Genomic DNA, 15,861 nt, shown 5'->3' with positions numbered 1-15,861 from the left:
ATTACTCCCGTAACATTTCATTCGGCAAGACAAACTCTAAAGTAATCGCATGTGAGGTCACTGAACGGGTACATTTCGGTTCATCCAGACCTTTACATTGACTATGGTGGTCAAATTGATTTCCCGTTATCGTCACTAAACTTCGGTCATAAGGGCACTTCACTGCAACAGTTTGTCCTTTCCCATTTTTAAAAACTCTTTCAGATGCAGGCTTAAATTCGACACGCTTCCAAGCTTCAATCTGCTCAAGTAATTTAACTTTATGACTAGACGTAATCTTTGCGCTACCAATTTTATTCGCAATCCAAAGATGTGACATTTGTGCACCATCACTGACTGTTTTACCTAATGCACCTTTAGTTTTTTTCTCTTTGGAAGACTTTACATAAACATCCAAGCCCATGCTTAAAGCATCCATTGCTGCTTTCGGAGTCATGATTTTTCGATGACTGGCTAAATTCGTCGCTTTACTATCTGTAATTCGGTACTTATGCCCAATACTATTGCTATACCAAGCATGGTCAATACCATCATGTCCAGTATCATGATATTCATACAGCACACCATTATTATTAATTTTGGTACGACTCTTTTTCCGCTTCACAAAGTAATAATCCGTGATGTGTTCACCACCCGAACCTAATTCCTTATTACTGCGCTTTTTTGATGTTCTTTTGGTTGATGTATTCTTGCTTCCTGTCTTCGCTGTATTACCACTGGTATTTTTAAGAACCTGACCCTTTTGCTGTGTATGAGGCGCCGAAGTTCGATTAAGTGGCTTTGAACCCGTTTTGTGGATGGGTGCCCTCGCTGTGGTATTAGGATAAGGGGTTGCCAAAGCTTTTTTATGGGCTAATTGCAGGTCTTTCATCACCATTTCAATTTGCCTGTTCGCAACTGTTTTCATTTTTCTCAGTTGTACTACAAGAGTCTTTAATCGGGCTTGTCCCAAGACCGCTCTGGTCATCCAGCTATCAAAAACGTTAATGAGTCTATCTATCATTTTATTAACGGTTTTCTGTAACTCTTTGGTATAAGCATTCCAGTTTAAATTACGAAACCATTTTTCAACATCACCACGCAAGGTTTTACTGGGGATTGCATCTAATATTGCTCCCATAGATTTACCTGAGCGCAATTGCTTAAATACAATTTTAAGCCCATCTCCAGCTACAGGAACAAACGCAATTAAATTAAAGACTAGGTCAAACCAGTTATCTTTATTGTTGGGGTTTTCTGCAATTTTAACAATTGAAACAATCACATTACCAACATCAACACCTTGACCAACAAAAGGGATGCAGCCAATTACAACAGCTACAATAATTTGTGCCGGGCTTGATCCACTCCCGTCTAATACCCCTTTTATCCAGTTGGCTGCTGATTGCTCTCCTTTTTTGGTGACCCTAATCGATTTAACGTGTGACTTTGCAACTGCTGTACTCATACATCTTCCCCAAAACCAGAATGTAGACTTGATGGTTCATTCAAGAGAATTTCTTCTGCATGATCAGCAATAGCATCATCTGGGTTATTTTGTTGTTCTAAATCTTTTTCCTCATAATCATTGATATGGTCATCGTACACGACACCTTGCCCTTCTATGATGGCTTCTATTTCATCTGGGAAATATTCATCTAATAAGTGGTCAAGTTCTTGCTTGTTATATTGTTCGATCAATTGTTCTGCTGCCATAACACTCATTACGTGTTTATCTTTAAATGTATTGTCCTGTTTGGGCTGATCAGGTTTAGCTTCCATATTGCTAAAACCGTAATAGACTTTTGACTGAATTTTATCCGCAGGAATCTGAACTTTAGCAGAACCACTACTATCCAGAAGACCCTCTTGCGTCGTACCATCCTGAAATATAAGTTTGTAAGGTGCTTGAGCGACTGGCTTTAAATCGTCATACACGTATTTAAGTTCAAGCTCTTTAGCAGGCATATTCAACTGAGGTAAAGCAGGCAAATTACTCGAAGCACTGCCACCTCCCATAAACATATGCTGCCCTGCCTTCACCTCAAACTTACCACCACTGACAGGGAAAATACCAGAGCCATTAATCTTGATTTGAGAACTACCCGCTGTAATAACAATTTCTTTAGAAGCATTAATAGCAATTTTGTCTTCTGTTGAAATAATCTGAATACCTTTACGGGCAATTAAATCTGCGCCGTCGCCTTGCGCTTGTATCTCAATTTTCCCTTTAGCCGCATAAAGTCGTGCGCCCTGTTGGGCAGCAAATAGACTTAACTTATTTTGAGCATGTGCAATCAGGTTCTTTTGAGTGCTTATATTAATGCTGTCCCCAGCAGTTTGGCTTAACTGACCATCTGCACTTAAATGAATATCTTCATTACTGGCTACGGCAATACTGTTAGGTACAGTTAATATCATCAAGGCTTGCTTAAATGCAGCAGCCTTTTCTTTATCCTGCTGTTCAATTTGCTCTATAAACGTTTTTAAGTTCTCAAGCACTTCCAATGGATCAGTTTGCTGATTTTTAGCAACTTCACTCAGTGCCTTAGCATTGTTAAGACCACTTTCTATTTGTTGTTTGGCATCGGCTGCGTCTAAATGTGTGCCTTGATCTTGTTTATGAGTGGTAATGAGTAAACCCTTACCTGCTCTAACAGCACCCCACTGGTCAGTTCTCAGTTCAAAACCTTCGCCACGACCATCACTTTGCGCTTTGTCTTTTGGATGGCTTAAGTTACCTAAGTTTAGCTGACTAGCCGCATGGCTACTTTGTAGCTGGGCACTAATTTGCCCAGTCGTATCATCAAGACGTAACTGGTTAAAACCATTGCCACCCACTTCTTCTGACCGAATACCACTCAGCTTTTTAGTATCAGGGAGCTGGCCTTTCTGATCAAATTGGGTTGGATAACGTTCAGCTTCGTGAATACGTCCCGCCACAAATGGTCGGTCAACATTACCGTCAAAGAAATCAATTACAACGATTTCACCCACGCGTGGTAAGAACCGTGCCCCATAACCTTTTCCAGCCCACGGGGTTAAAACATCAACCCAAGCCGAATCCGTGTCATTGTCGTTACTTCCTGCTCCACCATCATGGCGGTGGTCATCAGCTCAGGTAAACAAGAAACGAACTTTAATGCGTCCCCATTGATCGACATAAATTTGCTCGCCTTCTGGTCCAACTACACGTGCACGTTGTACAGCGGCTTGAGGTCGATCTTGTAATGGCTGGTATTCTGGAACTGTCTTGATATGGCGACGTTGTAAAATCAGTTTATTACCTTGGCGCTCGTCTGTCTGACTCACTTGCCAATGGCTTTGTTGAACTAAAGCTTGAATTTGTTGGTTTAAGTCTTTCGGTAAGTTGTTTTGGTTATAGTAATGCTTACCAATGATTAGAAACTCTTTATCCGCACCGGTATGAAGATCAATTTCAGGGTGTTCATTCAGCTCAAACCAGTAACCGACTTGTGTATCCCGTACTGTAGTTTGAGCAATAAACTGCTTGGACTGAGCATCATGAAAAGCGCTTAAGTTCTGGTTAAATTTTTCCAGTTGTTGATTACTTGCAGAGGTTGCACCATCTTCGCCTTTTAAATCTTGCATCCATGCCGGACTAAAGTGCCATGCATCTTCAAGACTTAAACTTTGGTTGTCATAGTTAGAGCTATGCTCATGTTTGCTTTGTACACTGCCTACCCCATCTGTTTGCTCTAATACATCTGACTGCCAACGCTGCACAAAAACAGAAGTGGGCTGTAAACTACGGTTAGCCATAAGGCTGGTCATGCTATCAAATTGTTCAGTTGCATGACTTCGATGGTAGCGAATCGTTCTTCTTGTTAACGCTTGATATTGGTTATTGTCATCAATAAGACGTAGTTTTTGTGGCTGGATATGATCTGTATTGCTTGCGACATTAAGCTCCGCTTCATCAATCAGCCAGTTAATGCCTTCACTACGCCATAAACGAGTTAAAAAGTCGTAGTCACTTTGGTTCAATTGCATAACGAAAGGGCGTATGTCATACGCCTGCTTTAAGCCGCTTAAATCTAAAGTTAGACTAGATGCGAACAACGGGCTTTTACCCTGCCACTCCTGAAATAAAATTTCAGTAATTTCCCGCACACTTTTGTTCATAAACACACGGCTGTTTCTGCGTTTATGCCAGAGGTAAGTTGGATCACTTATGGTGAATTTGTATAAGGTTAAAGCACCATCACTTTGCCCTTGTGATGCACCCGTAATAATACCTGTAGTGCGAAACAACAGGCCTTGATCTGTGACCTGATCAATCGCAACCTGTACCCCAATAAATGTCTTGAGTGCAATATGGGCATTTGTTGATAAACAAATCAGCTCTGCTGTCATGCCCTGATTAAGATAATGCTGCCCGTCTATACGTTGTAAGAAAACCTGACTATTCAGGGATGCATCTGAAAATTGGAGATACACCGAACGATGTTGTGAGAGAAAACCTATACTCTCTAAAACTTGGGAAATATTATTAAACATTACTTTGTTTATAACTTTAGGACTTCATTTATCATATTTTATAAAATACGTACAGATCTGTCTATTTTTTATATTAATTTCACCTTTGATGACTAGTCGAATATATTATTTATAAATTAAAATAACAAACCTAACACTTCCACAAATTGCAATAAATCCTTATGAATGCACAATTAAAATTAAAAAAACCATCAAAACGAGAAATTATTCTAAGCACTGCAACTCAGCTCTTTATTCACGAAAGCTATATCGGTGTCGGTATCGACCGTATTATTGCTGAATCTAATATTGCCAAAGCGACTTTTTATAAGCATTTTCCATCTAAAGAACAACTGGTAGTGGCCTGCTTAAAGGAATTAAAACTCGATATCCAGATTGCTGTAGAAGAGCATATCTCGGCACGATCAGAGCCTTTAGAAAAATTAGAGCAACTCTACCTTTGGTATATCAATTGGGTGAACCAAAATGATGCTAAAGGATGCCCATTTCATAAAGCACGCATGGATGTAGGAGACTTATACTCATCTATTCTGGTTGTACTGGATGAATATCGAAATTGGTTATTTGACACAACCACTTCTATTGTTAAGGAATTAGAAATAAAGGACCCTCTAACGCTAACTCACCTATTTCTCTCTCTTCTGGATGGGTTAATTAATGGGTCAGTTTACGAAGAAAATCCGATTGAACCAGAGAAGACATGGAACTATATCAATACATTAATTGAGTTAGAGACAATCTAAATGTAAATCAACGCTATATTCTCTAAAGAAATAAATTTACGTTCATATTCGATTGCTTCTGATTCAAATGAGACTATTATCATTTATTTCAATAATATGCATATATTTAAAGAACTGTAAAAAATACATTAATATTAAGAGTAATACTTTATGGAAACAGATAACAACTTACCAAATTCATCCTTCAAGCAACGTACCCCCATTGGACTTATTATCTGTTATCTCATATTGGGTTTACCAACCAGTTTGACCATTGGCAGCCTAATTGCCCTACTTCTGACAATGAATATGTCCAATTTTGAAGGTGCAAGCGGTTATGCCGCGATATCGCTATGTATAATTTTATCCCCACTCACCTATCTCGCTTGTTTGATTATTCTACCTATTCTTTTAAAAAAAAATGCTAAGAATCTCCCTACTTTTGTGGTCATGTTTGGACTAATAAGTATCTTTGGCTTAACTTGTTTCTCATCTCTATAAAACAAATAATTATTTTGGGTTTTAAATGTCTTTGTTGCTATGACCAAACTAGTTTTTAACTAGATGAATCTAATAGAGGTTCTATTTTATTCATCATAACTTATCAACTTTTTCTGAGAGTCGTATTAAGTCCCAAAAAGTAGTCGCTTATCTTTACCCTTAAAACTGGCATGGTTATAGCCATGCCATATAATTTTTTATATTCCTAATATTTAATTGATTTACCTTAAACATGTAGGTTTAAAAAACTGCTCTACCACCACATCCCTTTCTTTCAAACTGTTTAAGCTTAAAACTTGTAGCAGTAAACCATCTATAAGGTTTACTACCATATTGGCATCGAATTTTGGTTCATTAATTTCTCTGCTAAAAATCAGATCAAAAATTTCATGGCGCAGCCACTTTCTATATTCAACCGCTATACGGTAAGCCTGCGGATGAAGCAGTTTTATTTCAAAAATGGCTTTAAGTAAAAGGTTGTATAGGCTGTTTAGATTGGTATGTAAAACAATAATTTCTTTGAGTTTATCTTTTGATGTGTAGTAACGGCTTGAATAAATAATGGCAAGCACGTCGTCTCTCAATAGGCTTTTTTGAAAGGCGATGCACATTTCGATTAAGCGTTCTTTTGAGCCAAAATATTTATAAAACGTGGATTTGGTGATTTGGGCTTCTTTAGCAATCAAGTCTACGCCTGACGTGTGAAAGCCACGACTGGTAAATAATTGAATTGCGGTTTGAATAACCTGTAATTTTTTGGAAGATGTTTCTAAGTTTCGCATAGTTTTACCGTTATAAAATTATTGTTGTTTCTAAATGAGATAAAAAGCCTGCGCCCTTTCTGGGAGAAAAAAAGGCACAGCAAAACCGTAAAGACTGTGCTTGGCACATCTCAAGTTTTGTTGTTAATGCAAGTTTTTTGAGCCGTAATGACTTAAAGCCTGAAAAACCTAAAGGTGAACAAGCTGCTTTAAATTTTTAAGTTGTGTCGTTATAGCTTTTGGCAAAGGTTGCCAAGAAATAGTGGATGTGCAAAGCCAACTCCTTTTTATAGGGAGTTCTGCCAAAACATTAAAATTATGGTGGCAGAACGAAAGGGGGTTGACGAACTGGTCACACGAGGCCAGCACACCCGTAGGTGTCCCCCTTCCGTCCTACCGCTACGAGAGGGAGACGAGGAGCTGCACAAAACTATCCCTCAGAAGGAATAATTCTGATACTCGTGTGATTGCGGTTCGTCAAAACCGACTGGCAATGTGGCCAGCAGGCAAAGGATAGTTCCCAACCCTCTTACAGTCAAGCACACAAAATGACATTTGTTTTAAATTAGATCATTAAAAAGTAAGGGTAAATAATTAATAGGTTATTGTTAATTTGAGGTTTATAAAAATATAAAAATCTTAATAGTATGTGTAAAACGAAATATTTAGGGCCTAAGTTAGAATAAGTCATGCTTTTTTAATTTTTAAATAATCGATTCTATTGTGCTTAAACACATAGTAAGAAGATACAAATATAATCAAGATTATTATTTTTAAATATTTTATAGTAAGCAAAACATTAATTACGATCACTTATATAACAGGACAACTACAATGCCTAGTGTTTTAATTGAAGTTCGGCAACAATATGATATGGCAATTGAAATAAAAATTATGGAAGGTGTACATGCTGCATTAAAAGATGCGTTCAAAATACTTCCCCATGACCGAAATGTAAGATTAATTGTACATGAACCTCATAGATTCCAATGCCCTCCGAATAAGGAAAAACCTGAATATTATACACTTATCAACATTGATGGTTTTGCTGGACGCTCTTTAGATGCTAAACGAAAATTGTATAAAAATATTGTAAATAATCTAGAACCATTAGGTATACCCATAGATCACGTTAAAATTATATTGAGAGAAATTACAGCTGAGAACTTTGGGATTCGTGGTGGTCAAGCAGCTTGTGATGTAGATTTAGGTTTTAAAATTGATGTGTGATTTCTATAATCTTAAATTTATTTAATATAATATTCATTACATTAAATAAAAAATATTATTTTCCTAATTGATAAAATGATAATAATTTAAAGTAAGTATTAATTTAATTATTACCTTCCCAAAAAAGCTAAGCTCCGATTATCGTAGCTTAGCTTTATAAAATAATTTTAATTAAAAAATTACTTATTTGATGTCTGCAAATTCAGAAACAGACTTGTTCACCTCAACTTTTGTGCCACCGATTTTTTGTACTTTAGGTAAGTGGTAAAGTTCACCAAGTTTCGTATAGATCGGGTCATTTTTGTTGGCTTCAGCTACACCCACAATAAATTGACATAAAGCTTAGTAGACTGATCAATAGGCTCACGGAATCATTACATTCAAGCCACCCTCAAGTGCTAATGTATTGCCGGTCCTATAGAGTCAACTAGTGATTACTGTGGCTTTAAAATCGTTCTCTACCACAAGATAATTATTATGTCATGAACGTGACTTAGCTCAGTCTGAATAGATAGGAATTAAATTCTAAAATAAGAGCCAAACAAGTTGTTTGGCTTGAATACTGAAAAGTCTATCTCAAATCAGAATTTTGCTTCTAAAACGGATATCAGAACTCTTTTGAACAAATGACTTGATATCAAAATTAATATTTGAAACGTATATTAGAAGTTGATTGATAAAAAAGATATTTGATTAAACTCAGAACTTTGCTGCTCTACAATGTTTAACCCTGTATCATTCTGCTCAACAGAATATAGATTGTATTTGCCTGTTGAAATTAGACCAAATTGAAGATCTGTTCTTAAGATCAAGAGTATCTCACTATTTCCATCCATCAATGACGGGTTAGCTTTTTGTAAATTCTCAATAAATTGCTGTGCGAAAAAAGGATTATTAAGTTTGTCTGGGCTTTTAATTCGAACATCAAAATAACTTAACTTCCTATCAGTTATCGATTCCGAAGTTTCTTGAATATGAATAATTTCAGGCTGTATGTCTTTTAATTGTGTTTGAATAATTTCATCATTTTTTTCTTGAGATAAAGCTAGATTTATCCCAAAAACCATGCAAGCAATTACAAGTATAGCTGCAAAAGCTTCATGTTTTTTCCATATGGAAGGTATTTTTATATTAGTATAATTTTGTTGAACGTTAATAACTATCGAATTTGATATAAAATCATGGATTGAACGTCGATTTCGACCATTAAAAAGATAAAAATATATAATTAAAATTTGTAAGCAAATAAATAATAGTTTAATTCCCCAAGAGAGCATAAAGTTCTCAATATAATCACTTAAAGAAATTAGACAGAGAGGTGCAAATAAAATCGCAGCACGTGAAATAGATAAGGAAACTGATAGATCATTTCCTTCCAGATCCAGCACTTTAATTTTTAATAACTGTTTAGCAAAAGTTTTTCCTAAATTCAAATGACTATTCAATAATCCAAAATATAAAACGACACACAAATAACCCAGTAAAGTAGAAATCACAGAGTGCTGATGTAGAAAACTTGAAAAAATACTAACAATAAGTCCACAAAATAAACTAACTAGTACTACATCAATAATAAAAGCAAAAGACCTACGCCAGAATCCAGCAGTATAAGATGGCTGTAAAGACAAAATTATTCCTTATTAATAGTAAATAAAATAGATTTTATCGAATTTAACTATTTCTTCAACAATTCACCCATTTTCTTGATATTCGATAATTCTTCATTTGTATATTTCATTTTAGATATTAAATGATTATTATTTAAAATCCCCATATATTGATCAGAAATATTAACCTTATTTTTCAACAAAAACTCAACAAACTCACCGGCATTTTCATTTTTATGAAATTCCGTAAAAAATAGGATTGCATAAAAATTCTTTTTTTGGTCATGATTCAACCCCAATAGAAATAAATTTATATTATTATAAAACTCACTATACGGCTGATCTCCACAAAATATGTTCTTATCAATTAAATTAATTGATTTAATGACTTGGCTGTCTTTTGTTAAAATAGAAACTCTATTATTAAAATGATTAATACAAGTTTTTTTATCTATTGTGGAACATCCTATAAGTGGTAGCATTCCAGTTAATAATAAAATTTTGATGATCTTATTTAACATTTGTTTCTCACCAGTTCGTGACTTCTTTTTTCAGCTAAAATTTATTCATTTTCTAAACACACTCCTTTCAGGGCATGTTTCTCTCTAACTTTAGTAGTAGCAACTATTTCATCAAAATCCAAAAAATTTAAATCCTAAGTAGCATGTTTTATATTATGTTTACTTTATAAATAATTACATCTTTTAATTTTCTTAAAAGAGGGCATAAATAAAAACAACCTAATCATTATAAGTTGTTTTTATTCAGTTCTATACAGGTATTTTTGTGTAGAGAGTATTCATTTAATTAAAAAAAACTCTTGATGATCTAAAAAGTATAGTTTTATTGACCTCATTACTGCCCTACGCAAAGAAATCACGACTAAGTCAAAGCCCTCAATTCGGTACTAATTAGTAATTTTAACCTCCTCTAATTCAATTGATCGGTTTGCTATATTTACTGGTTTCACCGGCAGTATATTAATGAGTGTTGAAAAATAGTCCATTTTAGACCAAGTATCCACATTACCGATCACATACAAACGACTCTTGGCTCTTGTCACAGCAACATTTAATAAATTTGGACTTGAAGAAGCCCAAGCTCTAGCTCCTTCCCCAGTACGATCCTTCGCTGTACCTAATACTAAAAATACGATATCCGCCTCTTTACCCTGAAAAGTATGTACAGTGCCACATTCAATGCCTTTTATTCCTGCCTCTTCAATACTGCTTTTACATGCTTGAATAACTTTTCTAAAAGGTGAAATGACATATATTTTAATTTTTGAACTATTAATTGTAGTTTTTCGCTTTTCTTCAAGCTTTCTTAAAGAATCAATCAATACCTCAAGTTCTTCAGAATTAACCGGATGAGCAAAATCTATTGAATCGACATTCATCCATGTACTCATACCAATGTCATAAGCTATATTTGCTGGTATAGGCTTTCCTTCGCGATCAACACGCCCCTGAACCATTTGACCCGCATAAGCAATACTATTTGCAATAGAGAACATAGGGTCATCACAACGACGATGTGTTCTTAAGGGCATACCAGTCCAGATTCTTGATTGATCATCTCCACTACCATCATCAATCCATGAACCAAATGGTGTTATTCTGTCAGCAATTGTTTGTACAGATTCGAAGACAGGAGACCAAGATAAATCAACATCATTTTGTTTGCGTAGAATTTCAACTACGCTATCTGGTAGTGTAAATACCGGTTCAACCTGCAAAGGATCACCAATTAAAATAGCCCTTTTACTTCGCCAGATTGCACCTGCTGCAGATTGAGGTGTAGCCTGACCTGCCTCATCAATTAATAACCATCCTAAACTGTCTTGTCCCATACCTGCAAAAAGCCGACTAAATGAAGCTAAAGTTGTGGAAACAACAGGAACCACAAAAAACAGACTATCCCAAATTACAGGACGATCATGAAGGGAAAGACCTTTGGTATTTCCTGAAAGCATTTGCCCGACCATTCTTAAATTACTTAAAAATCTTTTGGCATTAGATAAAATCGTTAGTTTGTGTAGCTGTATCGATTTTATAAAAATACGGGCACGAATATCATCGATAATTTCTGAAGTATTTACTGAAGTCCTATGCAATTCTTCAAACGATAATTTCCAAAACTCAGGCCCAATGACATGTCTTACCCCTAAAGCTTGTATCGCCTGTAGATCTGAAATCAACTTGTCGCATTTTTGCCTTATTACAAGAAGCTCATCATTTAATTTCAACAACTCCTGCTCGCAAATTTTTATAATTTTATGGCTTGATGTCTTATCATTGATGAGCTTTTCATAGCGAGAGGTAGTTTCTTGTAATGATAAAGTTGCTTCACTAATTTGCTTATCATAGACTTCTGTACGATGAGTCCGGTAACCAAATAATTCACATAGGCGATCCCATAACCGAGGTCCATGTGATATCTGAATTTGCTCTAATATTTGCTGTTTAGATTGTATTAAAATAGCCTGGTCTTTTAACTCTCCCTGTATTTGACGATATAAATCTTGATGCCTATTTAATTCTTCATTTTTGAGCGTAATCGTTTCCGATAATGCTTCTTTCTTCTCCATACATTCTGAAATAACCAGTGAAGCCTGCTCTGCTTTTATCAAAATTGAACGTTTTTTCTCTAATTCTTCAATTAATTCAATTAATTCACTTTTGACTTTATGCCATTTCCGACAATAAGCACTAGTATGAGGAATTGCATCCTCAAGTATTTGTTTCATCGATATAAATGAGTTTTTGCTCTCCTCCTCATCATTCTCAGCAATATGATCCTCTTTAAAAAAAGCACGAGCAAAAGATCTCCGATTCGTACTATTACCTAAAGCCGCAGCAATTAAGCCCCATGTAGGAATCGTTTTTTGATTTTCATCCTGAACTCTTTGACTATCAAAAACTCCACTTATGACTTCAGAGAAATATAAAGAATCTGTTTCATACCGCTTGTCTAATTTACTGGTAGCAGGCAACTCTTGTGAAATATTTTTTACAGCATTGTTATTGTTGCTACTGACAACTATTGAGCTATCTCGCACCAACTCCTCAACAATGGGTGAAAATCTCCGTCCCATAAGCTGAATAGGCTGTTTAAATATAGCTTCAGGTGTAGAAAGTGCAGAAATCCGCTTAGCTCTGTCAGTAATAACCGTCGCAATAACATCACACAGTAAAGTTGTCTTCCCTGTACCTGGCGGTCCATTTACACCAAGAATACCATCTTGGTTTCTCAACGAGTTTTCTATATGAGCAACTACCGCCTGTTGTGCCAACACCAAAGGTCTATCTGGTGCGTTAGGCCAACGCGCAATAGGTAAATTGGCAGCACAGACAAGTTTCCCCATAATTTCATGATTTTTTAAAATATCTATTCGTTTATCATGAGTAATTGAAGCCCCGAGATATGTAGATAGTGCTTGGCCAAATGGTTGACTTAATGAACTTTGTTTCAGCATTTTATCTAGATCATCTAAATAAAATGAGTTCAGATAATTAACCTCTTGTTCAATATCCTCTAACGCTTTTTTTCTAGGTAATCGCTTTGTAGCAACTACGACCCGCCAATCTAATCCAATCTGCTCATCATGAGCAAAAAAAGAGCTAATTAAATCCGTTTCACTTTGTAAATCCTTCCATGAACATCGATAATCCTCTTTCGATTGAACTAAGCGATGACAACGCTGAGCGAACTCTTCCTTAGCTCTAGTAAGTTTTGCATTCAAATCACTCAGGGGTTCTCCCTGACTTAAAGCCTGGGTACCATATACATAACTGGCTGGTGCATAACTATCTGCACTTAAACATCCATTTTCATTTACAGTAAAAGACGCTAACCACCCAGTACCCAAAATGCGCTCACGTTCCTTATCACTCAACTCTTTGCTTACAATTTTGCGCAAAACAAGTCTAGTCAAGTCTTCTTGATCCGCTACACCAATATAAACTGTATGAATATACATATCCTTTAATGTTGGCTGATATTCCACCATTTCCCAAGGTAGCTTCTCACCAAATCTCAAAGTTATTATTTTTGTGAATTTATTATTATCTTTTGAAGTTGGAGCAGAAGGTATAGTAAATATTTCTAAATCGCGCCAAAATGCAAGAATACGGCTATCCTCAATAAAAGTACTTTTCTTATTATCCATAAAGACTCTCGAAGCTATATAGTGTTAAAATTTTCTATAAAATAAATATATCATGCCAAAATATTAATCCATCAGTATCATTATTCCAACACTCCATCAAAAATATTCCCATACCTTTTATAAATAGATATTTATCTTAAATTTAAACCCTTAAAACTAAATTATATAAATAAGGCTATAAATTTCAAAAATTTACTTCTCAGATTGCTCACACATATCATCTCCCCATTTGTTATAACTATAAGATATAGCATCAGAATTATAATCTGTTATATTCAGTTTTCCACCTTGGTAATCAAAAACACCTATCATTGTAGGACTTACAACATTAATTCTATTATTTCTTCCTAAACAATAAGTATCAACTCCTTGTCCTTTGCCTTTTAACACCCACCCATCTTCTTCTAATTGGTTGATTACTTTTTTCAATTTATTGGGATCTTTTTCAAATCTAAAAGAAGAAATTTGAACTTCTGCTTTACGTATTGAGTTCACAATTTCAAGATTATCACCCAATAAAGCTTTCATTTTCACTTCAAATGGATATTTATCAGTAGGTTGCGGATAAATTTCACCACATCCAGTAACTATAAAAAGTATAAAAACAGCCAAACTCAATTGATTTAACTTCATATTTATTTAATCCACAAACAATCTCTTATTTTTTAATTATATATTAAAACTTTAATAAATTAATATTCATTCCATATAAATTAAAATTTAAAAAATATTCACCAACCATATTACATTTTCCTCGTAAATCATAAATATTAAACTACCAAACCTTTAAATATATAACCAAATTGTATATTTAAAATCAAAAAAATCTTTACTATTTCCTTTAAGCCAATATATTAACTCATAAAACATCTAAACCTTATTAAAAATTAGACCACCCTACGATAATTATTTTTTATCAGTTTAGTAAAATTCCCACATTGTAATTTTAGCAATCTCATCAATAATTTCATTTAGTAAAAATAACATAAAAGCAAACAAAACCATTTATATTAAAACATCATAAATCCTCAACATTTTAACTACGCACCATATTATTTAACTCATCTAAACGTTTTTTAGCATCTTCATTGAAATTATTTACCGCTTGATAATACCACCGCTTTGCCATTTTTATATCTACGACAGCATCTTTGCCATATTCATATATTAAACCTAATCTATATGCTGCAACACCACTTCCTTGTTTTACTGCTTTTTTATAAAATGAAATAGCTTGTTCAATACTTTTTTCTAAAAATTTTCCATTTTCATACATCTCAGCAAGTGTAGTAAGAGCATCTGGATTATCTTGTGCTATAGATTTATTTAACCATAATAATGCTGTATCTATATCTTGTTTCACGCCTAAACCATTAAGATAAGACATTCCAACATTCAGTTGCCCATATGAATCTTGTTGATTTGCTGCTTGCTGATACCAATAGAATGCTAAAGCATAATTTTTTTCAATACCATAACCTTGTTGATACATTTTTCCAATTTTATTTTGAGAATCTATATCACCTTTTTTAGCAAATTTTAATACTTTTTCAAACATAGGTATTTCATCATAATTTATTATTATTTCATCTTTAATTATATAATTTTCATCAATAATATTAATTCCGAGATAATTGATAAATAATTCAGACAACATTAATCTAGCTAAATAATGATGGTATACATGCTGATTTTTTGAATGCACATGATAATATTTATGATAATCATCAGTTTCCTCTAAAAAAATAGGGTCGATTATTTTCTCAATTTCAACTCGACCATTTTTATAATTTTCTCGCTCATAATATGTAGTAAAATCTAACCATTCTTTCTCAAAAGTTAAGGGCTCTCCCTCCTGATACAAATCACCTTCTTGAATCTGTATAACCCTACGAATTTCAATATTATTTTTATAGATTAAATAGCCGTATTGATCCCAACTATCAATACATTCAAAGAAAACAACCCAATTCTGAATTAATGACTCAAATAATAACTCTTGCCACAGCTCAGGATCATTATATGCGGACTCAAAAATATCGGAATTAGCAATAAAAATAAAATTATTATCCAAAAACTTTACATATATTTCTTTATATTGATCTAGTAAGATATTCTCATGTTGCATCCATTTACAAATAATTCCTTGTATATCTTCTTTAGAACCATTAAATGGAAAAACCATTCCTTTCATACGTGTACCCATATTTACCCTCCATCTTAAATAAAAAGTATTAATATAAATAATACTCTTTATTTTTATAATTAGCTCTTACTTAATACTGATCTAAATTCAAAAATTAGATCCATTTTATTTAAAAATTTTAAATAAAAAAGGAGCTTAATTCTCATTTAATTAATCAATATAT

General features: G+C 34.2%; 9 protein-coding genes and 2 pseudogenes. 2 read left to right on the top strand and 9 right to left on the bottom strand.

What is annotated here, in order from left to right; genetic code table 11:
• Position 1: 1 nt before the first annotated feature.
• Positions 2 to 1,447 (bottom strand): hypothetical protein, encoded by a 1,446-nt coding sequence (locus ACH8JV_RS11190; protein WP_396521255.1) that lies wholly within the window; start codon positions 1,445 to 1,447, stop codon positions 2 to 4.
• Positions 1,444 to 4,500, bottom strand: a pseudogene (locus tag ACH8JV_RS11185) (DUF2345 domain-containing protein). Before ACH8JV_RS11185 ends, ACH8JV_RS11190 begins: the two are co-directional and overlap by 4 nt.
• Positions 4,501 to 4,661: 161 nt before the next feature.
• Here ACH8JV_RS11185 and ACH8JV_RS11180 point away from each other — a divergent pair.
• The gene (locus ACH8JV_RS11180; protein WP_396521253.1) at positions 4,662 to 5,243 is read left to right on the top strand and encodes a TetR/AcrR family transcriptional regulator; all 582 of its coding nucleotides are present in this window, start codon (positions 4,662 to 4,664) and stop codon (positions 5,241 to 5,243) included.
• Between the two features lie 701 nt (positions 5,244 to 5,944).
• On the opposite strand, the gene ACH8JV_RS11175 is transcribed toward ACH8JV_RS11180, so the two are convergent.
• Positions 5,945 to 6,505: a TetR/AcrR family transcriptional regulator gene (locus ACH8JV_RS11175; protein ID WP_396521251.1), complete on the bottom strand. Its 561-nt coding sequence runs from the start codon at positions 6,503 to 6,505 to the stop codon at positions 5,945 to 5,947.
• Between the two features lie 813 nt (positions 6,506 to 7,318).
• Between ACH8JV_RS11175 and ACH8JV_RS11170 the strand changes: the two genes are divergently transcribed.
• Positions 7,319 to 7,714 carry a tautomerase family protein gene (locus tag ACH8JV_RS11170; RefSeq protein ID WP_396521249.1) on the top strand — a complete coding sequence of 132 codons (396 nt, stop codon included), beginning with the start codon at positions 7,319 to 7,321 and terminating at the stop codon, positions 7,712 to 7,714.
• 183 nt (positions 7,715 to 7,897) lie between these two features.
• Here ACH8JV_RS11170 and ACH8JV_RS11165 read toward each other — a convergent pair.
• From ACH8JV_RS11165 to ACH8JV_RS11140, 6 genes and pseudogenes are all read right to left on the bottom strand, one after another.
• Positions 7,898 to 8,125, bottom strand: a pseudogene (locus tag ACH8JV_RS11165) (NLPA lipoprotein); the annotation flags it as partial.
• A gap of 251 nt (positions 8,126 to 8,376) precedes the next feature.
• A complete protein-coding gene (locus tag ACH8JV_RS11160) occupies positions 8,377 to 9,342 on the bottom strand; it encodes an RDD family protein (RefSeq protein ID WP_396521247.1) in 966 nt (321 codons plus the stop codon).
• A 47-nt stretch (positions 9,343 to 9,389) separates the two neighbouring features.
• Positions 9,390 to 9,842, bottom strand: a complete 453-nt coding sequence (locus ACH8JV_RS11155; RefSeq protein ID WP_396521245.1) for a hypothetical protein — start codon at positions 9,840 to 9,842, stop codon at positions 9,390 to 9,392.
• A 386-nt stretch (positions 9,843 to 10,228) separates the two neighbouring features.
• The gene (locus ACH8JV_RS11150; protein WP_396521243.1) at positions 10,229 to 13,492 is read right to left on the bottom strand and encodes an AAA domain-containing protein; all 3,264 of its coding nucleotides are present in this window, start codon (positions 13,490 to 13,492) and stop codon (positions 10,229 to 10,231) included.
• 192 nt (positions 13,493 to 13,684) lie between these two features.
• Positions 13,685 to 14,125: a hypothetical protein gene (locus tag ACH8JV_RS11145; RefSeq protein ID WP_396521241.1), complete on the bottom strand. Its 441-nt coding sequence runs from the start codon at positions 14,123 to 14,125 to the stop codon at positions 13,685 to 13,687.
• Positions 14,126 to 14,528: 403 nt separating this feature from the next.
• The gene (locus ACH8JV_RS11140; protein ID WP_396521239.1) at positions 14,529 to 15,698 is read right to left on the bottom strand and encodes a tetratricopeptide repeat protein; all 1,170 of its coding nucleotides are present in this window, start codon (positions 15,696 to 15,698) and stop codon (positions 14,529 to 14,531) included.
• Positions 15,699 to 15,861: the final 163 nt, after the last annotated feature.

Source organism: Acinetobacter sp. ABJ_C5_2, from assembly GCF_044538485.1.
Classification (GTDB): domain Bacteria; phylum Pseudomonadota; class Gammaproteobacteria; order Pseudomonadales; family Moraxellaceae; genus Acinetobacter; species Acinetobacter nosocomialis_A.
This window is presented reverse-complemented; position numbering and strand designations above follow the sequence as displayed.

Bases quoted from the DNA above. Each gene is read 5' to 3' on its own strand.
- ACH8JV_RS11170 (WP_396521249.1), top strand. From the start codon at position 7,319: ATGCCTAGTGTTTTAATTGAAGTTCGGCAACAATATGATATGGCAATT.
- ACH8JV_RS11190 (WP_396521255.1), bottom strand. From the start codon at position 1,447: ATGAGTACAGCAGTTGCAAAGTCACACGTTAAATCGATTAGGGTCACC.
- ACH8JV_RS11155 (WP_396521245.1), bottom strand. From the start codon at position 9,842: ATGTTAAATAAGATCATCAAAATTTTATTATTAACTGGAATGCTACCA.
- ACH8JV_RS11180 (WP_396521253.1), top strand. From the start codon at position 4,662: ATGAATGCACAATTAAAATTAAAAAAACCATCAAAACGAGAAATTATT.
- ACH8JV_RS11145 (WP_396521241.1), bottom strand. From the start codon at position 14,125: ATGAAGTTAAATCAATTGAGTTTGGCTGTTTTTATACTTTTTATAGTT.
- ACH8JV_RS11140 (WP_396521239.1), bottom strand. From the start codon at position 15,698: ATGGGTACACGTATGAAAGGAATGGTTTTTCCATTTAATGGTTCTAAA.
- ACH8JV_RS11150 (WP_396521243.1), bottom strand. From the start codon at position 13,492: ATGGATAATAAGAAAAGTACTTTTATTGAGGATAGCCGTATTCTTGCA.
- ACH8JV_RS11175 (WP_396521251.1), bottom strand. From the start codon at position 6,505: ATGCGAAACTTAGAAACATCTTCCAAAAAATTACAGGTTATTCAAACC.